Origin of the sequence: Bradyrhizobium sp. 956_D2_N1_4 (assembly GCF_052076025.1) — a bacterium.
GTDB classification, from domain to species: domain Bacteria; phylum Pseudomonadota; class Alphaproteobacteria; order Rhizobiales; family Xanthobacteraceae; genus Bradyrhizobium; species Bradyrhizobium barranii.
Genome location: NZ_CP197237.1, coordinates 3,985,954 through 4,006,806, shown reverse-complemented (window position 1 = coordinate 4,006,806; position 20,853 = coordinate 3,985,954). Strand labels below are relative to the sequence as shown.

The 20,853-nt window shown below is 62.7% G+C and carries 22 protein-coding genes; 12 read left to right on the top strand and 10 right to left on the bottom strand.

From position 1 onward, the window contains the following. Positions 1-3: 3 nt before the first annotated feature. The 4 genes from AB7535_RS18895 (at position 4) to qhpG (ending at position 5,266) form a co-directional block, all read left to right on the top strand. A complete protein-coding gene (locus AB7535_RS18895; protein ID WP_439036755.1) occupies positions 4-1,161 on the top strand; it encodes a ferritin-like domain-containing protein in 1,158 nt (385 codons plus the stop codon). Between the two features lie 43 nt (positions 1,162-1,204). Next, positions 1,205-2,461, top strand: coding sequence for a LodA/GoxA family CTQ-dependent oxidase (locus AB7535_RS18890; RefSeq protein ID WP_439036754.1), 1,257 nt, complete (start codon positions 1,205-1,207; stop codon positions 2,459-2,461). Between the two features lie 167 nt (positions 2,462-2,628). Next, a complete protein-coding gene (locus AB7535_RS18885; protein WP_439036753.1) occupies positions 2,629-3,828 on the top strand; it encodes a radical SAM protein in 1,200 nt (399 codons plus the stop codon). Positions 3,829-3,850: 22 nt separating this feature from the next. Continuing rightward, entirely contained in the window at positions 3,851-5,266 is a 1,416-nt protein-coding gene (qhpG, locus tag AB7535_RS18880) for a flavin-dependent monooxygenase QhpG (RefSeq protein ID WP_439036752.1), read from the top strand. A gap of 1,228 nt (positions 5,267-6,494) precedes the next feature. Here the strand turns inward: qhpG and AB7535_RS18875 are convergent. The 3 genes from AB7535_RS18875 to AB7535_RS18865 form a co-directional block, all read right to left on the bottom strand. Beyond that, positions 6,495-7,316, bottom strand: a complete 822-nt coding sequence (locus AB7535_RS18875) for a DUF2182 domain-containing protein (protein ID WP_439037351.1) — start codon at positions 7,314-7,316, stop codon at positions 6,495-6,497. 49 nt (positions 7,317-7,365) lie between these two features. Then, a complete protein-coding gene (locus AB7535_RS18870) occupies positions 7,366-7,995 on the bottom strand; it encodes a DUF1326 domain-containing protein (protein WP_135214888.1) in 630 nt (209 codons plus the stop codon). A gap of 288 nt (positions 7,996-8,283) precedes the next feature. Further along, on the bottom strand, positions 8,284-8,577 hold the full coding sequence (locus AB7535_RS18865) for a hypothetical protein (RefSeq protein ID WP_439036751.1): 294 nt from the start codon (positions 8,575-8,577) through the stop codon (positions 8,284-8,286). Between the two features lie 200 nt (positions 8,578-8,777). Between AB7535_RS18865 and AB7535_RS18860 the strand changes: the two genes are divergently transcribed. Then, positions 8,778-9,953 carry a lipase family protein gene (locus tag AB7535_RS18860; RefSeq protein ID WP_439036750.1) on the top strand — a complete coding sequence of 392 codons (1,176 nt, stop codon included), beginning with the start codon at positions 8,778-8,780 and terminating at the stop codon, positions 9,951-9,953. A gap of 45 nt (positions 9,954-9,998) precedes the next feature. Here the strand turns inward: AB7535_RS18860 and AB7535_RS18855 are convergent, their stop codons facing one another. The 3 genes from AB7535_RS18855 to AB7535_RS18845 all read right to left on the bottom strand — a co-directional run bounded on the left by AB7535_RS18855 (position 9,999) and on the right by AB7535_RS18845 (position 11,878). Further along, complete coding sequence (locus AB7535_RS18855) at positions 9,999-10,184, bottom strand: hypothetical protein (RefSeq protein WP_439036749.1); 186 nt, start codon at positions 10,182-10,184, stop codon at positions 9,999-10,001. Next, complete coding sequence (gene zigA, locus AB7535_RS18850; protein ID WP_439036748.1) at positions 10,181-11,395, bottom strand: zinc metallochaperone GTPase ZigA; 1,215 nt, start codon at positions 11,393-11,395, stop codon at positions 10,181-10,183. The genes AB7535_RS18855 and zigA overlap by 4 nt, the downstream gene beginning before the upstream one ends. A gap of 225 nt (positions 11,396-11,620) precedes the next feature. Further along, positions 11,621-11,878, bottom strand: a complete 258-nt coding sequence (locus AB7535_RS18845) for a hypothetical protein (RefSeq protein WP_174770120.1) — start codon at positions 11,876-11,878, stop codon at positions 11,621-11,623. 215 nt (positions 11,879-12,093) lie between these two features. Here AB7535_RS18845 and AB7535_RS18840 point away from each other — a divergent pair, with 215 nt between their 5' ends. After that, positions 12,094-12,468, top strand: a complete 375-nt coding sequence (locus tag AB7535_RS18840; RefSeq protein WP_063982749.1) for a hypothetical protein — start codon at positions 12,094-12,096, stop codon at positions 12,466-12,468. A 3-nt stretch (positions 12,469-12,471) separates the two neighbouring features. Here AB7535_RS18840 and AB7535_RS18835 read toward each other — a convergent pair whose 3' ends face one another. Together AB7535_RS18835 and AB7535_RS18830 are read right to left on the bottom strand one after the other, a co-directional pair. Next, positions 12,472-13,785, bottom strand: a complete 1,314-nt coding sequence (locus AB7535_RS18835) for a polysaccharide deacetylase family protein (RefSeq protein WP_439036747.1) — start codon at positions 13,783-13,785, stop codon at positions 12,472-12,474. Positions 13,786-13,946: 161 nt separating this feature from the next. Beyond that, on the bottom strand, positions 13,947-14,753 hold the full coding sequence (locus AB7535_RS18830) for a polysaccharide deacetylase family protein (protein WP_439036746.1): 807 nt from the start codon (positions 14,751-14,753) through the stop codon (positions 13,947-13,949). A gap of 82 nt (positions 14,754-14,835) precedes the next feature. On the opposite strand from AB7535_RS18830, the gene mgtE reads away from it, so the two are divergent. The 4 genes from mgtE (at position 14,836) to AB7535_RS18810 (ending at position 18,826) form a co-directional block, all read left to right on the top strand. Next, entirely contained in the window at positions 14,836-16,257 is a 1,422-nt protein-coding gene (gene mgtE / locus AB7535_RS18825) for a magnesium transporter (RefSeq protein ID WP_439036745.1), read from the top strand. Between the two features lie 227 nt (positions 16,258-16,484). After that, positions 16,485-16,820 carry a helix-turn-helix domain-containing protein gene (locus tag AB7535_RS18820; protein ID WP_354078200.1) on the top strand — a complete coding sequence of 112 codons (336 nt, stop codon included), beginning with the start codon at positions 16,485-16,487 and terminating at the stop codon, positions 16,818-16,820. Positions 16,821-16,965: 145 nt separating this feature from the next. Next, on the top strand, positions 16,966-17,784 hold the full coding sequence (locus tag AB7535_RS18815; protein ID WP_354078202.1) for an aldo/keto reductase: 819 nt from the start codon (positions 16,966-16,968) through the stop codon (positions 17,782-17,784). A 49-nt stretch (positions 17,785-17,833) separates the two neighbouring features. Next, positions 17,834-18,826, top strand: coding sequence for a hypothetical protein (locus tag AB7535_RS18810; RefSeq protein WP_354078204.1), 993 nt, complete (start codon positions 17,834-17,836; stop codon positions 18,824-18,826). Between the two features lie 245 nt (positions 18,827-19,071). Here AB7535_RS18810 and AB7535_RS18805 read toward each other — a convergent pair whose 3' ends face one another. Then, complete coding sequence (locus AB7535_RS18805; RefSeq protein ID WP_135214881.1) at positions 19,072-19,470, bottom strand: hypothetical protein; 399 nt, start codon at positions 19,468-19,470, stop codon at positions 19,072-19,074. Here AB7535_RS18805 and AB7535_RS18800 point away from each other — a divergent pair. Then, entirely contained in the window at positions 19,460-19,609 is a 150-nt protein-coding gene (locus AB7535_RS18800) for a hypothetical protein (protein WP_161495942.1), read from the top strand. The two genes, AB7535_RS18805 and AB7535_RS18800, sit on opposite strands and share 11 nt — an antisense overlap. A gap of 147 nt (positions 19,610-19,756) precedes the next feature. Continuing rightward, positions 19,757-19,951, top strand: coding sequence for a hypothetical protein (locus tag AB7535_RS18795; protein WP_028150530.1), 195 nt, complete (start codon positions 19,757-19,759; stop codon positions 19,949-19,951). A gap of 185 nt (positions 19,952-20,136) precedes the next feature. On the opposite strand, the gene AB7535_RS18790 is transcribed toward AB7535_RS18795, so the two are convergent. Further along, positions 20,137-20,853, bottom strand: a complete 717-nt coding sequence (locus AB7535_RS18790; protein WP_354078207.1) for a DUF599 domain-containing protein — start codon at positions 20,851-20,853, stop codon at positions 20,137-20,139.

Below are 20,853 nucleotides of genomic sequence, written 5' to 3'. Positions count from 1 at the left end.
ATTATGGCGATAGATTACTCTCCCCTGACCATCAATCGCCATCTCGATGCCCGCCTCCGCAGCATTCAGACGGCCGCTATCCAGGGCGACGCCGCGCGCCAGGAACTCGGCGGGCTGCTGCAGCACGCCTTACAGCTGGAATTTGCGACGATCCCGACTTATCTGTCGGCGGTTTTCAGCCTGACGACGGCAAATACCAAGATCTCCGAGTTGATCCTGCGGGCGGCCATTGAAGAGATGCTTCATATGACCGCGGTGGCCAATCTCATGAACGCCATTGGCATCTCACCCGACATCGTGGCCGCGGTGCCCGACTATCCCTGTCAGCTGACCATTCTTGACCCGCCGCTCAAACTCGATCTCCGTTCTTTTTCGCTCGATCTGGTCAAAGATCTTTTCATGCAGATCGAAACGCCGGAGGATCCAGTCCATTATCCGACGGCCCGCGCAGCAGGTCTGCCCAGAACGATCGGGCAATTCTATGAGGGCATCATCGAGATCATCGATCGCGACACCATTCCCGGCTTGTTCGATAACGCCACGCGCGACGCGTACAAGCAAAGGGAGGTCGTTCCGAATTTCAGGCCGATCGCCTATCTCAGCAACCAGGACACCGACACCTACCCGCTGAAGAACGACATCAATTTCAGGATCACGGACAAGGCATCCGCCGTCCAGCATCTGCGCTGGGTCGTCGGTCAGGGGGAGGGCACGGCCCCCTTCAACCCGCTCACCGCCGAGGGCATTCCCGCGCACTTTTACCGGTTCGAGTCGATCATCAAGCAGCATTTTCTCGTCAAGGACGAAAGGGTCAAGACACTCGGATATTCCTTTTCGGGCGGCGATCTGCCGTTTGACGAGGCCGGCGTGCATGAATTCCGGACCAACGCTAAAATCGCGGACTTTGACGCTTATCCAACCATCAGTCGGCAGATGACGCGTTTCAACGATTACTACGCCAGCATGATCAACGCGTTGCAGCAGGCTTTCAATTGCCCGGCTCCCGATCAGCAAGCCCAGGCAAAGGCGGCCTATGACGACGCGATGGCAACCATGCAGACCATGCCCAATGTGGCCTCGGCCATCATTCAAAGCGCCCAGCGGAAAGGTGTAAAGGCCGGCATCCCTTTCGAGTTTCCCAAGCCACCGCCGATCTCCTGACGGCATCCATAGATACGCGTCCCCAAACCGGAGGTATGAATCAATGGCATTCCCAGACGATCTGACAGGTGTCGCAGCCTTCAAGATTCATCCGGCCATCGGCTGTGCCCGGCTCGCCAGCAACAAGGATTATTATGAATTCTTCGATTACGAGAACAAGCGGCAGACCGACCCGCAAAGCGTAAGGTACATGTCGCTGCGTGACGGCAGGCACTGGATCATGCGGCAGGCGGTGAGGTTCAGGATATTCGCGTACGACAACCTGGGCCGCAAGATCGGGGAATTGACGGGCGATGTCATGACCAGGCTCGGGCTGCGCGCGACCTGGACCGCGAATGTAGCCAACCGAAAGCTCAACGTTTGGTCCCAAGGAGCAACGCCCGTGGTCGAGGCGGGAGCTTCCGCCACCGCAGGTGAAAGCAAGCGGCTCGAGGGCGACGATCCCTGGCGCCCGGGGGGCAAGGTCTGGCTCGGCGACATCACGGGCGATGGCCTGTTCATCCCGCCGATGGGAGGAGCATATCGCGAGACTGCCAACACCTCTATTCCACCCTACGGCAATCATAGGAGGGACAATGGCATCCTCGACACCACATCCGATGGCTCGATCAATGTCAGCCTGGCCGGCGCCGGCGACATTCCGATCGTGCCCGCTTGCGTCATCGTCGCGCCGCAGGATCACTCACCCGATGTAGGCCCGGGCCAGATCGACAATTTCCAGAACAAGGATTTCGTGAAGGAGACGAGGACGCTTCTGAACATACCGCAGAACGCCAGCCTTACCGGCATCGGCTACGCCATGGACATCGCGATGATGAAAACCATGAATGCCGATTACAACCCGGGCATGGAAATCTGCCTCGACGGCGGACCGGCGTTGCCCAATCCGGCCAGCGCGTTCTTTGCGCGGGGACAAGCACACATTGACGCCAACGAGATCCGGCCGAGCTATGCGACCGCAAAGCCGGGCCAGTTGACCGCGGGACTCTGCTCGGCCTGGCAGACCGATCTGAGCGCCTGCCTGAACTATTGGACGTCGACCTATCCCAATGATGTGTCATTCACCGCGGCGCCGAAGACGCGGGTTCTCGCGCGAAAGCAATTTGCCGCCGCCGGCCCGCGTATCAACGACCCCGACTGGCTCAACGCGAACATCGATATGATGGAAATCGCCCGCGACGTCGAGGGTGACATCAACTTCCTGCACGGCACGGAGCGAAACGCTAATGACACCGCCGGCGACGTGCCGGTGGCGCCATTCCCGGTGGAGGCCGAGAAGCTGCCGCCGGAGACGTCGTGATGGCGACCGCCCGTCCCGTCGAGGAGATCGATCGCCACGCTCACACGCGGCCGCGCTCGGCAAAGCTCCATCTCTTCGAGAGCGAGGCGGGGCACTTCGCCCTCGATGTCGAGAGCGGAAATATCCATCCGCTGCCCGCGGGGCATGCCAACGTCCTGGACGCAACGTTGCGTCTGGGCGATCCCGGTCGCGCCGAGTTGACGGCTCTCGCGTTCGGTATCGTGACCCCGGCGCCGATGCCGGCCGGCACGCCGGCAAGCGTGCCGGTCAAGGCCATATCGCTCGCGGTTGCGCAGACGTGCAACCTCGGCTGCACCTATTGCTATGCGCAGCAGGGAACATTCGGGGGGACGGCAGGCAGCATGCCCCCCGATGTGGCGAGGGCCGCGATCGATCGGCTGGTTGGAGAGGCCGCTTCCGGCGAAAGCCTGACACTGGCGTTCATGGGCGGAGAGCCGCTGGTCAACCGCAAGACGCTGCACGCGTCGACCCGGTATGCCGCTTCCGCTGCCGCCGCGCGCGGCATCCGCATCGGCTTCACCATGACGACCAATGCCACCTTGCTGAACGACGAGGACATCGCGCTGTTCGAGGAATACGGCTTTACGCTGACGGTCAGCCTGGACGGCTTGCACGCAACGCATGACAATCTGCGGCCGTTCCGCTCGGGCAAGGGCAGTTTCGAGCAAGTGGCAAGGAATGTGAAAGCCCTGCTGGCGACCGAGCGTCGGCGCTATCGCGTATTGGCGCGCGTTACCGTGACGCCGAAAAACCTGGACCTGCTCGAGATCATGTCCGGTCTGCTGGATATGGGGTTCGATACCATCATGTTTTCGCCAATGCTCAGCGCGCCCAGCGGCAAGGACGAGATGGACGCCGCTGACCTCGATCGGTTGCTCGAGCAATTGATCCGGTGTGGCGATAGTTTTCGTGACGGCTTGCGACAGGGCCGCATCCTGCCGTTCTCGAACGTCATCACAACCCTTCAGCGCATCCATTCCCGCCAGCGGGAACAATATCCCTGCGGCGCAGGTGGCGGATATATGGGCGTGTCGGCGGAGGGGGGACTGTATGCCTGCCATCGCTTCGTCAATGACGAGGATGGCGTGATGGGCAATGTATTCACCGGCGTCGATCAGGGCAGGCAGTCCAGCTGGCTCGATAGCCGCCACCTTCAGAAGCAGTCTCCTTGCGGCACGTGCTGGGCGCGCTACCTCTGCTCCGGAAGCTGCCACTACGAGTCGATCAAGCGCGGACGCCCGGCCTGCGACTACATTCGCGGGTGGTTGAATTACTGCCTCGTCCTTTACACCGAACTGTTGCGGACCAATCCGGACAGCTTGAAGCGTATCCTGACGGTCCACTGATTTCTCTTGCTGCGGACAAAACATGGAATTTGCCGCCGAGCATGATGTCGTGATCTTCGGAGCCGGGCCGGCGGGAGCCTCGGCCGCCATTCGGCTGGCGCAAATGGGCCTGGACGTCGGGCTGGTTGAGCGCCTTTGCTTTCCGCGCGGTCATGTCGGCATTTGCATATCGGATGAAACGGTCGCGCTGATCGACTACCTCGGCCTTGGCCGCGAATTCGACAGCGCGCAATTCTGGCGGCGCCATCTCACGGCCGTGAGGTGGGGAGACCCGGAGGCAAGGCTCGTTCCGCAGCAGGGATACCATGTGGATCGTGCCGTGCTCGACCAACTCATGTTGCGCCGATCCCGTTCGGTGGGCGTGACTATTTATCAGCCGGCTCAGCTCCAGGAGGTGAAGCGGCTGGAGGATCTTGGCTGGGGCGTATCGATCACTGCGAACGAACGACGACAGCGCCTCAAGGCGCAACTCATCGTCGACGCAGCCGGACGGCGCCCGGCCATCTCAGGCGCGCGCATCAAGGATGGCCCGCCGCTGATATCAATCCATGCGAACTGGGCGCCTACGAGGACTATGGCGTTCGACGGATTGATCGAAGCCGGGGAGGATGCCTGGCTCTGGTACGCCCGGACGGCGCACGATCAGGCAGTGGTATCTGTCTTCTGCGATCCGCGCAGCCTCCGGGCAGACAAGGCGGGCGGCATGCAAGCGCAGTATGCCCGCCTGCTCCAGCAATTCCGCGCCTTGCGGCCGGAGCAATTGGGAGAACAAAATTCCGCTCCGCAAGCCTGCGATGCCACCAGTCACCACGCCGAGGATCCCGTCGGCAACAGTTACATCCGGCTCGGGGATGCGTGTTTCAGCGTCGACCCGCTGTCGTCGCAAGGCGTGCATCTGGCGTTGCAGTCGGGCCTGCAGGGCTCAATTGTCGTCAACACCATGCTGAGAAAGCCGGAAAACGCCGACGCAGCCCGGCAGTTCTTTTGCATGCGCATAGGCGAACGGGTCGGCCGCTACAAAGGCAGGACAAAGCAGGAATATGCACGGGTCGCGGCCATTTACCCGAACGCATTCTGGCGCGCGCGTGCGGGCGCTGCCTCTGCAGCAATGCCTGTGGGCGATTCCGATCCATCCGTGCAACCGCCGCCGCGCGCAACATCCGACCAGGTCGCCGTGTCGCCCCATGCCTCGTTCGACGCAGCGCCCGCGATCGATGGCGCCTTCGTGCAGGTCCGGCAGGTCGTCAGGCACCCCAATATCGACGGTGGCGTTGCTTACGTCGAGGGCGCCGATCTGGTTCGCTTGCTTTCCGCTCTGCCGCCGCGGTTCGCTTATTGCGATATTCCGAAAATTTGGCGAGACTACGTTCCGCCGGCCACCGGCGACAGGATCGCGTCATGGCTGTGGAGCAAGCACGTCCTCGTGCGCGTGGTCTGAGAACTGCAACTCGCCGCGCGGCGAACAATTTCTCGCCCGCCTGCACATCTTTTTGAGCAGCACAATGACGGCATGGCCCCGCGCAAAATGCTGTGATGCGCTACGCGTCTCGGTAGCACCTTAAATCGCTCGCTTCGCAGACTTCGCTAGGGAGCGCCACCCTACGCCTCCTGGAAACTTCTATCATGCAGCCGCCCGGATCGATTGATCGGGCCGATTACGCTTGCTCGCCGATACGAAAACAGGGGTTCCGAAGTAGTAAGTTTTAGCGATGCAGCGGGGACCGGTGACTCGAACCCCCGACGTTTCGGAAGCGTCAATCCGGGCACTGTTGCGCCGCTCTCGCGGTTGGACTTTTCGCTGCAAGCTATTGATCTTTAACGAACGGATTTTGATTCAGTTAAAAAATTTCCTTGAGATATCAATGCGAATAGCATGCCTCTTAATCAGCGGGGCCGCTTTCGAGGCCTGATGCGCCACCAGGCAAACCAATCAAATACGATACCAGCGTTCAGACCGGACCTCTCAAATTGGGAGTTTTCTTCGTTACCTGTACGAGTTGGTCTCTGCCATCTGCTCGAGCGCGGCGGGATGGCTGCGCGTTACCACAGCGGCTAACTCGTTCCGCGGCGGCGTGGAGCGGGAAACGCTTTCACCTGGAATCGGCCCAGATCCTTGGACTGACTACTCAGATCGTACACTTCGTCTGGCCTGACGTTCAGCAACGATAACGTCGGTCACCAAAGTGGTGGCTCTTTTGGTTTAGTCTAGGCGTTTGGGACATTGAGCGCCATCGTAAGGAATAGCGAGCCACGTGGAGCACTCCTTTCATTTGGAAATAGCTGCCAAGCTATTGAATTTGCATCGTATTCATTATTGATGTTGGGAAAGGCAGTAGCGTCTGTGTGGCTTGAATCCGTCGGCGGTTCTCAATCCAATTTCCTCCCAGGTCTTGATCACCCGAGATCTTTTCGACGAAAGGCTCCTTTAAGCCGGAAATGCACCTAAACTCTTTGCCCATTTCCGCAAGCCATTGAAATTTCAATAAATGCGACCGCCCTCCGAGCGCACCAACCTCGAAAGCCGATCGATGGAGAGACCGGCTCAGGGAGCCCAGGTCTTCGCCGTTCGGCCGTCCCCGCCTGACGGTTCGAGTGTAGGGCTGGCGGCTCGGCGCGATCGCCGTTTGCAACGGGGCACGCGAACCGAACATCAAGCAGGTTGCTCATCACCGCGGCGACGACACCAGTAGCCAGACGCCGGCGGCCGCACACGCAATGCCGGCGGCGCGCGCGATCCATCGTCCGATCGGCGTAAGTTTCTCCAACAGGACGAGCAGGGCCAAAAGCGCAATCCAAAGCACGTTCATCACCCCGCCTACGAACAAAAGCGCCATCAAGACCCAGCAGCAGCCGACACAATAGCCTCCGTGCCGCAGCCCCAGCAGCAGGCAGCCTCGCAGGTTGTCGCGAAAGCCGCCGTGGCGCATCAGGAACAGAAATGGCGACTGGCATTGGGCGAGACAGACGTCCTTGAGCGGTGTCCATTGATAGACTCCCGCCGCGATCAGCACGATTGCACTGAGCAGATTGCTGGCGATCGTCATCCGGGAATCCAGCAGGACTGCCCGCTCGATCGCCCATTGGAGTAGGGTCGCTGCCAGTGAAAAGCCGCCCCAGGCGAGGAGATAACCGGCCGCAAACCAGCCGGTCGCAGCGAACGGCTTGCCCTGCGCTCTCCCCTGTCGACCCACGCGGGCGTACATGAGGATCATGGGCGCTGCCGAGGGTGCCATCATTCCGACCATCATCACCACCCACATCAGCAACACATACGCGAACTCGATCGCTCGCCATGGCTCGCTCGCCGGCAACATGATTCCGATCCCGGCCGGGATCATGCGGAACCCGGTCATGTCCATGCCGCCCATGTCCATGTCCTTGGCGAGCCAGAGCACATAGGCCCATGCCAGCGCGACAATGATCCCGATCGCGCCGCCGACGATCAAGCGATCGCGCCGCAGCACGGTTTCCAGGGGGCCGTCGGTCATTTGCGATAAGTGTTGCCGGTCTTCTCGCAAGGCCGGGTCAGGAGTTGCATCACGCCTGGTTCGACCAGCGGATCGGCGCATAGAGGCCGTTCTTGCCGGAATTGTCCCAGCGCATGCCATGATCGCTGAACGTATTACCGGCGGCGCCGACTGCCATGACCATCCTGTCGGGGCTGACTGGATGGCCGATGTTGGCCCACATTTCCCCGCTCGGATGCATGGTCGGCAACGGGTCGACGGACATGTGCAGAATATCAGGGATTTCCGCGGACCGCGTCTTGCCCTCGATTCGGAATGTGATCGGGACCTTGCGAACCCCCAGGTTCTTGCTGATCAGCGGTGTGAACGCGGCCATCGGACCACCGGCGGCGCCGGTGAAGATCGCGGCTAGAGCCTCGGTCTGCTCATCGTTGGCGCGCTGGTCGATATAGGCGGCCACCGACCAATCTCCGTCTGCCATGATCCCTGGCGCGTGGAGGATAACCAGGACATTGAGTCCATCGAGCTCGATGTTGCCATAGCGGCCGCTCTCGACGTGGAAGATCAGCGGTACGTTACAGAAGCCCTCGGTCGGTCGCGCGGTCAGCGGGGGAGCCGCCGACACGAGGCAGGGACACACGATGCTGCAATTGCAATTCTCGAAGTAGTCACCGGAAAGGTGCCATGGGACATCTGCCATCGCTATCTCCCGCTAGGCCGAACCCGTTAGATTACTTTCGAATGAGCTACGTGCAGTTGAAAGTTACGCTGCGTGGCGAAGTCCCGCAAGCTGAAGTCCCGCAAGCTATTGTGAGGCTCGGTCAATCGACTGGAAAAAGCACCTATCAGCTGGAGATCCACCCAAACTCTTTGCCCATTTCCGCAAGCCATTGAAACTTCAATAAATGCGACCGCCCTCCGAACGCACCAAACGGCGGATCGCGCCGCTTTAGCCGGGGTAGGGGCCTGTTTCTGCCGAAATGCCCTCTCAGATCAAGTCGATGATCTGATCATAGAACATCAGACGAAAGTGGCTGCATCGGACGAGATGCGTCTGAGCGAATCTCTTCAGCCAATCCGATTTGCCGAGATTGACCACGGCAGCCTGGCGCGGCGGCGGTCCCCAATCGATTGTGTCGAAACTGAAATTATAGACTTCCTCCGGCGTGATCATCGAAACCTGGGGCCGATGAATCCGCAGATGCCTCATGTCGCTTTCGATAGTACAGTGCGCGTCCGGTTGGAATGAGTTGGAGCGGGCAAAGCCTGGAACACCGGCCACTCCGCGGGATCCTCCCTGCTCACGCAATTGTTCCCGGACGTAGTCTGCCAGGGGCGCTGGTCGATCGACACCTTCTTATTGCGTTTCTATGCTATCACATCTTATAATTGATGAACTCCGAGAGACACGAAATATCGGTCGCTGGCTTCCGGGTCCGAACACGGGCGGCTGGAGTCGAGCACCTTTGCAAGGAGGGCAGCATGACGCTCAAGTCGGGATTCCAATTCGCGGAGGCGCAACTTCTGCTTGAGATGGCGCAGCGTGCCTACGCCGGCACGCCATCGCTGACCGAAGCGGTGGCAACCTGCGGCGTGCCCTCCGTGCCCGATCCAAGCTCAAATTGGGCGATCCGCAAGGACCTCACCCCGACGAGTGCCACGCTATTGGATAATTACTGGCAGGTCTGGCAGAACCAGAGTGACACCACCCAATACGCGATCGCAGTGCGCGGCACGGTCGCAAGTGCGGCCAGCGTGTTGGCCGACTTGCTGTTCCCCCTGATCAACGCGCGCTTTGACGTGAAGCTCGGTCCGATCTCGCTGCCGTTCTATCTTGCCCGCGATGAGGGTGACAGTGCGGTGAAAGCCGGTGTGCATTCGGGCTTCGCTCTGAGTTTGCTGCTCATGCTGTTCACCACCGATAGCCCATTGTTCGTGACCCTGGGGCTGCTCGCGGAGCAGGGTAACGACGTCTACATCACCGGGCACAGCCAGGGTGCCTCGATCGCCACGCTGCTGACCTCGCTGGTCCGGCACTCGACGGATGTTTTTAAGGGGCCGGCCTACAAGACCTATACCTTCGCGCCTGCCAAGGCCGGCAACGACCATTACGCATACGATTACGCGCGGCTTGCCGCCGTCGACGGATACGGTTGGGCCGTGACGTCGACGCAGGACTGGGTGCCGCAGGCACCGTTTGCCCTGGAGTGGATATCAGACCTCAACACGCCAAATCCGCTGCGTGGGTTCGGCGGCAGTCTCAATCCTGAAGCAACGATCGCGCTCGGCAGCGTGGTCACCGACGGTGAGAGCGCAGTCAATCGCGTTCGCGACGATGCGGTGAGGCGGCTCAAGCAGCGGGTCGAGAGTCTTTCTCGGAGACTGATATCCGAGACGATCCATTTGACCGCCGCCGATCTCGGCGCGGCAACCGCCGCACCGATCACGGGATCAACGATCTCGGACTTGATCCAACAGATCCTCGACCAGCTTCAGGCCTCGCTGAACTATGCTGACGTCGGCGCGCTGCTGCCGCTCTTCGCCAACCCGGGCGGCAACCCGACCGATGGGACGCCGGGATGCCAGAAGCTGGACTATTTCTGGCAGCACCACCTCGGCAACTACCTGAAATACATGAAGCAGCAATATGGCGGCTGAGCCGGGAAGGACTGCGTGCGCCCTCCGAGCGCACCACCTTCATCCTTATCGCTGTTTTGGCTGGATTTCGGCGACTGCCTCGCGCGGTGCTCGTTGGTCCAAGCCATCATCAGCTTGTCCGCCGGTCAAAGTGACCGGCGGGAATATGCTGTCGTAGATCGCACGCGCCTCACGGATGAGGCGCTGCCGCTCGAGCTCGGATTTCGGAACCAATCGAACGACGTTGGTCATTTGCGTTCCGCGGCTTCGTCAGCGCGGCGCCAGACCGGGAAGGGGTCTGCGAGCTTCGCCCATTCCGTGACGTTCATCGCCGGCTTTCCCGGGACGAGGCAGGCATCCAGACGGGCGCGGAGCGAACCTTCATCCATGCTGGTGCCGATGAACACGATTTCCTGGCGGCGATCGCCGTAGATGTCGTTCCAGTTCGCACGCAGCTGTTTCCGCCAGGACGGATCATCCGGCCAACGTTCCGCAGGTACGGCCGCCCACCAGAAGCCAAGCGCCTGCGTGCGCGTGATCGTGCCAGCCTGGCTGATCTCGCCAAGCCATTGCGGGCGTGTTGCCAGCCAGAAATGTCCCTTGGCGCGAATGACGCCGGGCCAGGGCTGCCTGACGAACTTGTCGAACTTTTCGGGATCGAACGGCCGGCGCGCGCGATAGACGAAGTTCGTCACGCCGTATTCCTCGGTCTCCGGCACGTGATCGGCAAAGCCGTAGAGCTCCTTGAACCAGAGCGGATGCTGCTGCGCCCGCTCGAAGTCGAACCGGCCGGTGTCGAGAATGCGATCGAAGGCGACCCGGCTGTGGTTGGCTTCGATCAGATCCGCGTCCGGATTGAGCGCGCGGATGATCTTTCGCGCTGCCTCGCGTTGTGCGGGCGACGCGTCATCGACCTTGTTGAGAACGATGACGTCGGCAAATTCGATCTGCTCGACGAGGAGATCGACCAGCGTGCGCTTGTCGTTCTCAAGCGCTTCGCCGCGCTGATCGAGAAAATCCGTCGACGAATAGTCTTTGAGCAGGTTCACGGCGTCGACCACGGTGACCATGGTGTCGAGGCGCGCCACATCGGAGAGGCTTTCGCCGTCTTCGGAACGGAAATCGAAGGTCGCCGCAACCGGCAGCGGTTCGGAGATGCCGGTGGATTCGATCAAGAGATAATCGAAGCGGCCATTTTCTGCGAGCGCGCGCACCTCCTTCAGGAGGTCGTCTCGCAGTGTGCAGCAGATGCAGCCGTTCGTCATCTCGACGAGCTTCTCGTCAGTCCGGGACAGGTTCGCACCGCCATCGCGAACCAGATCCGCATCGATGTTCACCTCGCTCATGTCGTTGACGATCACCGCCACCTTCAGGCCGTGCCGGTTGTTCAGGACGTGGTTCAGCAAAGTGGTCTTTCCAGCCCCGAGGAAGCCGGACAAGACGGTGACGGGGAGTTTTTGCATGGAGATCGAATAGCCTTTTCAAGGGGATAGGGCGGTGACGCTTGGGGAGGGGCATTGGGACCAGATATGTAATGTTATAACATTACATTCGTTGGCGGCGCCGCCGTCAAGCCGTTTCGCGGCTCAGCTGAAATTCACGCGAACATTGAGGTGGATGATCGTTGTAGCGATCGGCTGCCGCTCAGCTCCAGGCAGCAGCGCGCTCGAAGGACCGGCGCGGGCCTCTCAGCCATATTCGTCGCCGATCCCGTATTCGCGGTAGATCTCGAGCGGATCCGTGTCCGGAAACAGGCGGCATTTGGCCTGGGCGAGGTGCAGGCTCACCGCCGACGGCTCCTTGCCGTTCGCCAGCATCTTGCGGATGTCGTCCATATGCGCGCTCGGCTGGTGTTTTGGTTCGAGCTGCTCCAGCGCGACGAGCGCGGTCGCCAGGGCCTCGGTCAGAACCCAGTCGTCGTGGCCCGTGATTCCCTTCTTCGGCATCGGCAGACCCCACATGCGGTGGCTGTGCCAATGTACCGTAGCTTCCGGCGAATCTCCATCGCGCAGCTGGCAACCTCGCGTTTACGTGGAACACGCAGGCCCCGGTACTCTCGCTTGCATTATGAACGCGCGTGGCTAAAAGGCGGCCGGCGATCGTATCTTTGTCGAAATAAAGATGGCGTAGACGGATCGCACCGCTCAGGGCTGGAGCCAGCATGGTCTTTCTTAGCTTCGTCTACCGCTTCGTGACGAACTTCGCCTTCATGGCGATGGTCTATTTCAGCCTGAATTTCATGGAGAAATACCAGAACCGGGCGATCCTCGCGATCCTGGTACTGGTCTATGCCGGCATGCGCGCGGCCTCGACGCTGCGTGCGTTCTATTTCTTCCAGAAGATCGAGAAGCTGGAGGCGGAGACCAAGCGCCTGCAGGCTCCGATCAATGACGGTTCGGGCGCAACGAACGCGCGCAAGCAGGTCGTGGCCGACGTTGGCCGGCTGCGCCGCGATGGCGAGCTCAAGTCCTATATGGACCTGTTCTTCCTGGCGCTGATCGTGCTGCTCTGTGTCGCCAACATCATGCGCCAGTAGAGCTTACTGCGCGCGCTTCTTCAGGCTGGCGACGCGGGTCGGATGCGTCGCGGAACTCCGCGGTGTGGCGCCCTTGGGCGCCGTGCTCTTGGGGGCAATGCTCTTGGGGGCGGTGCCCGTAGCCTGCGCGGTGTGCTTCGCTCCGGCCGGCGCCGTATGTGCGGTCCGATGTCCGCGCGACTTGCCGGCCTTGCCCTTGGCCGCATGGGGCGTCTCGGCCGCCATTGCCAGCCGCATCGCGGCGCGCCGCGACAAGGTCGTCGACAGCAGGACCTCGACCGAGCCCTCGGGGATGGCAAAGAGATCGCGATCGGGCACGGGCAGGGTGGCTGCGACATTCGCCAGCGCCATGGTCTTGCGCGGCAGCAGCGGCTGATGCTCGGTCTGCGCGTTGAGGTCGGCAAGCGAGGGCGCCGGCAGCGTCTTGGTCTGCGCGAACACGAAGTTCGGCACGGACGGCCAGCGTGCGATCGGCACGGTCTCGGTCGGTGGATGCAGCAGCCATTCCACCGGCGTGGTCGGCGTTGCCGGCCGGTCGGCGGTCGCGGGCACCACATGCACGATGCGATAGCCGCGCGCCTTGAGGTCGCGGATGATCTTCGGCAGCGCCGCCACCGTACGGGGCTGGATGTCGTGCAGCAGCAGGATGCCCTTGCCCTTGGCTTCCAGCCGCTGGATCGCGAGCTGGTAGACGCGGTCGGACGACACATGGCGCCAGTCGTCGGCGGGGAAGTCGGCGCTCCAGACCTGGATGCCGCGCGAGATCAGCAGGTTTTCGACGCCTTCGGCGCGCATCAGGCCGGGAATGCGGAAGAACGGCGCGAGCTTGGACGAATCGGTCATCGCGGCCGAGGTCCACTCGATGCCGCCGTTGATCTGCGTCTCGGCCTTGTCCAGCGGCATCCGGTCGAACGTCAGCGGATGGTTCATGCTGTGCGTGCCGACAGTGTGGCCCGCGGCAATCAGCTTGCGCACGCCTTCCGGGTTCGCCTTGGCCTGCTCGCCGATGATGAAGAAGGTCGCCTTGATGCACTCGTCGTCGAGCATCTTGAGGATCTGGTTCGAATATTTCGGCAGCGGACCGTCGTCGAAGGTCAGGACGACTTCATGGTCTTTCAGCGGCAGCGTTTCGCGGTACTGCATGGTGCCGATGCGCGGATGCTCGCGCGGATCGACCACGAGGGTGCGGGAGGTCCCGAGTGCGTCCGGATGGCCGGGACAGTCCGCGGCAAGGGCCGCCGGTGAACCGACGACCAACAGCCCCAGATAGAGGACGATCCACGATCGCGTCCGAACAACAACGCTACTTCCGATCATGAACCTCGTCTGCCTCCTTACGCGACTGCCGCCTTAATTGGTCGGAGACGCCCAGAAACGGTTCAGGCGCAATACCCTCTACATCCTTGCATGCCGTAGCATGAACAGACTGTTAATAGGGCCCAAATCACCCCATTTTGCACCGCCGTGACATTACGGCATCAATGCGCATCGGCGCTCTTCTGTGATGTGCCCGCCGGCACGACGTGAACGACGCGATAGCCGTTGTCCCTGAGGTACCGCAGGAAGGCCGGCATGATCGCGGCCGTGCGTGCCTTGGGGTCGTGGAAGAGGATGATGCCCTTGCCGGCGGCGGCGAGGCGCTCGGTGACGAGCTTCAATTCCTGCTCCGGCGTCATCTCGTTCCAGTCGCTGGCCCAGAGGTCGGCCCCGAACACGACGATGCCGCGTGACTGGAGCAGGTCGAGCTGCGCTGGCGTCCCCTCGAAATAGGGGAAGCGGAAGAACGGCGTCGAGGGCGTCGTCGTCGACACGCCTTTGAGCGCCGTCTCGTCGGCGGCGATGCCGCGGTCGATCTCGTTCTTCGCCTTCTCGAACGGGATCCGTGCCATGAAGGGGTGCGACCAGGTGTGGTGGCCGACAGTGTGGCCCTCGCGCGCGATGCGCTTGACCATGTCAGGATGTTCGGAGGCGTGAAGGCCGATCAGGAAGAAGGTGGCGCGCACGCATTCCTGCGCCAGCGCCGCCAGCACCTTCGACGTCGTCGGCGGATGCGGGCCATCGTCGAAGGTCAGCACGACCTCGTGATCGGCGAGCGGCAGCGTCTGCGGAAAGCTCTTCAGGCCCACGCGCGGCGTGGTCTTGGCGTCGACACTCAGAACGCGCGAGGTGCCGAGCGCGTCCTGGCGCGGGCAGTCCGCGGCCTCCGAAGAGGCGATGCCGATGAGGCCCGCGAAGACCGCGCCCACCGGGATCGACATCCATTTCAGCCGAAGCATCTTTGCCATTGCGCTCGCAGTTCGCTTGTGGGTATTGCCTGACCGTCAGCTCAGACCACTCGTTCCAACCTGTCAAACGGCGAGGCGCGCCATGGATGAACATATGGACGGTGCCCCATCCGCCGAGGCCTCGGTACTCGACCACGTTCCGATGCGCAATGAAGACGGCGAAATTCGTCACGAATTCGTCGAGGAGATTGCCCATGCGATCGAGGCCGGCGACAGCGCCGCGCTGCGCGCCTGCATCGCCGAGCTGCACGAGGCCGATCTCGGCGATCTGATCGGAGCTCTCGCGCCCGACCACCGCGTTCGCCTGGTCGAGCTGACCGGGCGCGACTTCGACTTCTCGGCGCTGAACGAACTCGACGAGGGCGTGCGCGAGGAGATCCTCGAGGAGCTGCCGCCGGAGACCGTCGCGGAAGGCGTCCGCGAGCTCGAATCCGATGACGCGGTCGAGCTGCTGGAAACCTTGGACGAGGCGGAGCAGGAGGAAATCCTCGAGAAGCTGCCGTTGCAGGAGCGCGTCGCGCTCGAGCGCAGCCTGCTTTATCCCGAAAATTCCGCCGGCCGCCGGATGCAGACCGAGTTCATCGCGGTGCCGCAGGATTTCACCGTCGGCCAGGCGATCGACTACATGCGCGAGACGCCGGATCTGCCCGACCGCTTCTACGAGATCTACGTCGTGGACAAGGACCAGCACTGGCAGGGTGCGGTCTCGCTCGACGTCCTGCTCCGCGCCCGCCGCCCCGTCGCGCTTGCCGAGCTGACCGACGAGGATCGCCGTCGCGTCTCCGTCCTGGAGGACCAGGAGGAGGTGGCGCGCATGTTCGGCAAGTACAATCTCGTCGCGGCACCGGTGCTCGACACCCAGGATCGCCTGGTCGGCGTCATCACCGTCGACGACGTCGTCGACGTGATCGAGGAGGAGGCGGACGAGGACCTCAAGGCGCTCGGCGGCGTCAACAGCGACGAAGAACTCTCCGACACGGTGTTCACCATTGCGCGGGCGCGGTTCAACTGGCTGCTGGTCAATCTCGCCACCGCCTTTCTTGCATCCTCAGTGCTGGGCCTGTTCGAGGGGCAGCTGGAGAAGATGGTCGCGCTCGCGGTGCTGGCGCCGATCGTCGCGAGCCAGGGCGGCAATGCAGCGACCCAGACCATGACGGTCGCGGTGCGCGCGCTTGCGACGCGCGAGCTCGGCTCCTCCAACGCCTGGCGCGTGGTGATGCGCGAAGGCCTGGTCGGGCTCGTCAACGGCCTTGCCTTCGCCTTGATCACGGGCATCGCGGCGGTGGCCTGGTTCAAGATCCCGGGCCTCGGCATCGTCATCGGGCTTGCGATCATCTGCAACCTCGTCGCCGGCGCGCTCGGCGGCATCCTGATCCCGATGGCGCTCGAACGTGTCAGGGCCGATCCGGCGGTCGCGTCAGGCACGTTCGTCACTACGGTGACCGACGTCGTCGGCTTCTTCTCCTTCCTCGGCATCGCGACGCTGTGGTTCGGGTTGAGGTAAGGCGCGCTATGCCCTCGCGTGTCCCGGGCGCGCTGCAACGCCCTTCGCGTTGCTGCGCAGAACCGCGACCCAGAAAGCAGCACGGCACGTGGTGGCGAAATTGGCCCAGGCTCAGCAGCGCACCGCTGCGCGCTGCGCTGCGTCCGGAGCACGAGACCGTCTTCGCCCACCATCATCTTTAATCCGAACTTAAGCGACCTGCCGCATCATTGCCCGTGCTTGGGGGAATGAACATGCGGTTGCGGCTGAAGGCGGACGGACGGGTCGTCGAGTTGCGGGATGGGCAGGAGCTTCCGGTCCAGTCATTTCCAGTCCAGCCGTTGCCGGTCCAGGCGGCGGCCAATGCCGCCCCTGGCGATGATGCCAGCTCGCTCGCCGTGCGCGCTCTGCGCCGTCGCGCCTGCCTCACCCAGATGGAGTTCGCCGCCAAGCTCGGCGTTCCCGTCGAGACGATCCGCAACTGGGAGCAGGGCAAGCGCGCCCCGCGAGGACCCGCCCGCGCGCTGCTCGCCGTGATTGCGCATGCGCCGGACACCGTATTCCAGGCGCTCGCCAAAGCCTGACGTCAGGGCCAAGCGCGAACCTCCCGTTAGCATTGCGCTGAATATCCGGCCCGGCGCCGGCGTCGTCCGTTGGCAGTGTCATGGGCCGGGTCCATAATGGCGCCCGGATGATGTTTTGAGGCGATCGCAACAGAGAGGATTCCTCATGCTGTTCGTCGAGGCCAATGGCGCAAGGATACCGGCGATCGGGCTCGGGACCTGGGAGCTGAGCGGGCGCGCTTGCGGCCGCGTGGTCGAGCAGGCGCTGCGGCTCGGCTATCGCCACATCGACACTGCGCAGGTCTACGACAATGAGCGCGAGGTCGGCGACGGCCTGCGCGGCTCCGGCGTGCGCCGCGACGACATCTTCCTCACGACAAAGGTCTGGACCAACCATTTCGCGCCTCATGATCTCGAACGCTCGGTCAAGGAGAGCCTCGCCCGGATGCGGCTCTCCTCCGTCGATCTCCTGCTGCTGCACTGGCCCAATTCGCACGTGCCGCTGGAGGAGACGCTGGGTGCGCTGTCGCATGCCAAGCGCATGGGCCTGACCCGCCACATCGGCGTTTCCAATTTCACCGTGGCGCTGACCGAGCAGGCGGTGGCGCTGTCGCCGGAGCCACTCGTCTGCAACCAGGTCGAATATCATCCTTATCTCGACCAGACGAAGGTGAGGGGAGCCTGCGACCAGCATGGCCTCGCGCTGGTCGCCTACAGCCCGATCGCCAGGGGCCGCGTCAAGGCCGACCAGACGCTCGCTGCGCTCGGCCGCGCGCATCGCAAGACGCCGGCACAAATCTGCCTGCGCTGGCTGGTGCAACAGAATGTCGCTGCGATCCCGCGCACCTCGCGCGTCGAACGTCTGTCGGAAAACATCGATATTTTCGATTTCGAGCTCTCGGACGACGAGATGGCCCAGATCGCCGCGCTGGCAAATCCCAAGGGCCGCCTGACCGATTTCGGCTTCGCGCCAAAATGGGATTGAGAGGGGGCCGCTGTATGCTAGGACCGGCGTGGCAACCCAAGATCGATCGATGGAACTGCGGAAGATCATACGGACGGACATTGCAGCGTCGGCGGTCGCGCATCTGACGCTGGTGGCGCTGATCATCCTGATCAGCGAAGTCCATCCGTTTCACGCCGCGGCGCCCGAGACCGTTTCGGTGGACATCGTCACGCCGGAGCAGGTGAAGGAGGAGGAGGCCAAGGCCAAGGCCGAGGAGAAGGCTCAGGAGCAGGCGAAGGAGAAGCCGCCGGAGCCGCTGCCGGACCTGAAACTGCCGAAGCTGGATTTCACCGACAAGGACAAGGCGGAACCCGCGCCGAAGCCTGCGACCCAGCAGCAGGCCGCGGCGCCGTCGCCGCAGGCCTCGCCTGAACCGCAGCAGAAACAGCCGCAGCCGCAACCCTCACAGGCACCGAAGCAGCGGGAGGCCAATGTGCAGCCGCAGCCTCAACAGCCGCAGCCGTCGCAACAGCCGCCTCCGCAACCCCAGCAACAACCGCCGCCCCAGGCGATGCCGCGGCCGCCGTCGCAACAGCCGCCGCCACAAGCGATGCAGCAGCCACAGGCCGCGCCGCCGGCCTATCAGGCGCCGGAGCCTGACGTGACGGTCAAGTACGGTGTCATGCTGGGCCTGCCGCCGGAATTGCCGCCGGAGCTGCCGAAAGACGCCCCCAAGGACGATGGCGGCGATGCCAAGGATTCGATCGCAGCCAAGCTGCCACCCGAGGTCATCGCCGCGCTGCGTCGCCACCTGAAGAGCTGCGCCAAGCTGCCGGCCGGGGTCGACCCGACCGATAACGTCAACATCAAGCTGCGCACGGTGTTCGCCACCGACGGCACGCTGGCGCGCCCGCCGATCCTGATCGAAGCTCCGCCATCCGCGAAGGGCGTGGCCATCGTGAAATCCGCGACCGCAGCGCTCCAGGCCTGCCAGCCCTACAAGATGCTGCCGCCCGACAAGTATGGTGAATGGAAGATCTTGGACCTGCCGTTCTCGCCGCGGGATTTTGGCGGAGGGTAGGCGGCTCGTACCCATCCTGCGAGCTAAGGCCTCCCGGTTCGCGGCTTCAACCATGCCATGATTACGGCCTGCGGCGTTCTCCGGCTGCGTGGCAAGCTATGTCCTTCGATGGTGCGCCGTGCAAACGCGCCGGCCTGATCGGCGGAGCGTCGCTGCGCCGGTGCGAGAGCCATCCACTCGCGAATGACGGCGCGTCGAATTTTCGATTTTGGCATCGGATCAAATCCATGAGTTCGGGTGGATGTTCACGCTGCCTGCCGAAGGGGGATGGCCTCCGAGCGCCGCGCCAGAAGCACGCTGCCACATGGATGCTCGGCGCCTTGCAGGACGACGAAGCCGCGCTTCGTCACTGCGGCACGAAGAGTGTCCTTCGCAGCTGCCTTCTGCGCGTCGAGCCAGATCACCAGCACGGCGCGGGGGCTCAGGAAATCGTCGAGCCAATCCACTGTCGCATCGAGTGCGTGAAGCGTGCGTCGCCGCCAATCCACGAGCGCGACTTCATATTGACCTGCCGGCCGGCCGCAATTACCTGCCGCCGCCGCCAGCAGATATCCGCGACGATGCAGCTCAATCACCAATTCCATGCTCTTCGCGCCGACCACGACGATGCGTTGCCGCGTCGAGCAGTTCGCGATGGCCATCATCGGATCGATGATCCTGTCGCTGACCCCTGAGTTCGACATCATTTCACCAGTTCGCTACGCCGCGCGAGCTTGCGCGACGGAGCGGATATGGTGCCGGATGCTGTATGATTTCGAGATTGGCGCGATCGCGGTTGCATAGGATCGGCATAGGACCGGCCTCGGCCCCGCGCTGCCGGAAACTTATGTCGCGCTTATAAACAGACGATGCACCCCCCATCGCATTCAAATGCCGTCAGCGCCATTCTTCCGGCCCGCGCTTGCTATCGCGCCTTGCCTGGAGACAAAAATGTCCGCTTACCGTGCATTGATCGTGGGACTACACGATCGTCCCATCAGAATGATCCACATGGATTGCATCGACGACGAAGCCGCGATCAGCTCCGCGGAGCGGCTCGTCGACGGTCGCGACGTGGAGCTCTGGCAGATGGATCGGCCTGTGGCCAGATTCGATTGCCGGTCCGGGACGATGCGCAGGAAGTAGGCCGGGATATCGCCGAGTGGGCGAGCCTCGCGCCTTGGGATGACGGAGCCAGTCGCGTCGTCATTGCGAACATAGCGAAGCAATCCGGACTGTCACCGTGAAAAGATTCTGGAGTGCTTCGCTGCGCTCGTAGTGACGGTGTGGAGAAAACGCGTGCCACCCTTCGCTCGCGCGCAGCAGATGCCTCAAGAACCGCGCTTCCGCGTCTCCGTACCATCCATCTCCTCCGGCGCCATCGCCGCCCAGGCACTGGACGCGAACTGCCTTCGCCAGGTCACGATCACGACCGCCGCGGTGGTCACGAACAGCACCCAGGGGCTGACGAACCAGCCGAGATAACCGAGTGCGAAGAAGAAGGCGCGCTGGCCGCGGTTGAAGTGGCGGCCGGCGGATTCGAACAGGCGCGAGGTGCGGATGACGTGGGCCTCGGCCTCGGGCGTGTCGCGCCGGTCAGCCGGCGGCATGCCGCCGAACAGGATCGCGACATAATTGAACAGGCGATAGGCCCAGGCGAATTTGAAGAAGGCGTAGACGCAGATCAGCACGAGGCCGACGCATTTCAGCTCCCACAGCGCGGGCGAGGGGCTGAGATCGATCGGCAGCTTGGCGAGGATGGTGATAGCGTCGTTGGTGGCATGCAGCAGTGCCAGCGCGCCGCCGAGCGCGAACAGGCTGGTGGAAGCGAAGAAGGCGGTGCCGTTCTGGAGCGAGGCCATGATCTGCATGTCGACCATGCGGGTGTCGCGGTCGAGCAGGCGGCGGACCCAGACCTCGCGATAGCGGTTCATGCGCGCCGACAGGCTGTCGCGGCCATAGGCCGAGTGCTCCAGCGTCAGGGCATAGACCAGCCATTCGATGATGAAGAAGCCGACCGCGGTGATGTCGACCCAATGCCTGCCCAT